Source organism: Noviherbaspirillum sp. ST9 (assembly GCF_048799745.1).
In the GTDB taxonomy this organism is placed as follows: domain Bacteria; phylum Pseudomonadota; class Gammaproteobacteria; order Burkholderiales; family Burkholderiaceae_D; genus Noviherbaspirillum.
This window is the reverse complement of the sequence record NZ_JBLWFR010000180.1, coordinates 1-553: the sequence shown is the minus strand read 5'-3', so window position 1 is coordinate 553 and position 553 is coordinate 1. Positions and strand designations below refer to the sequence as shown.

At 45.8% G+C, this 553-nt stretch carries 1 protein-coding gene; it reads right to left on the bottom strand.

Annotated features, from left to right (window positions below; genetic code table 11):
• Positions 1 to 471: hypothetical protein (locus ACNOHI_RS25405; RefSeq protein WP_420477503.1), on the bottom strand; the 471-nt coding region annotated here is incomplete at its 3' end.
• Positions 472 to 553: the final 82 nt, after the last annotated feature.

Sequence of the window (553 nt, the reverse complement as noted above, 5' to 3'; positions counted from 1 at the left end):
GAAAACTCTTCTCCTCATTCCTACTTCGCTAACCGTTACTGCACGATTAAAATTACGGATATGTAGCTGTAACCAACGGAAGCTCTCAAAATCAAAGGTCTCAAACCGGTTCAGCCCTTCTTTACAGATAAACCTGGTCCAGGAGTTAAAATGAGAATTGATGAGGACCGCTTTACCGGGAGTATGAGCTTCGTGTACCAACAGTTCTATGATCGTGCCCTCCGGAGCATTAATGGTAAAGGAGGGCCAGCCAACTCCCTGTTCATTAAACTCAAAAGTGAGCAGCACGGCGTCTCTCCCCACAGGCTGGATTTTGTATTCTGGTCCCGGCACATTCTGCATAATTGTCGCACTTTTATATGCATGAAACGCATTGGGAATCAGCATTTCAAAATATTCTTCAGGAGAACCTGTCCAGTTTAGCGTCATCGATCCGGACAGCTTCTCTGCTCTGATGAATTTCTCTTCCATCAAAGGAATGCTCCTTTTCCTGATCTCTGTAATGGCGGGGTCGCCAACGATCTCCCACTGATATTCGGATGATGAGTTGCAA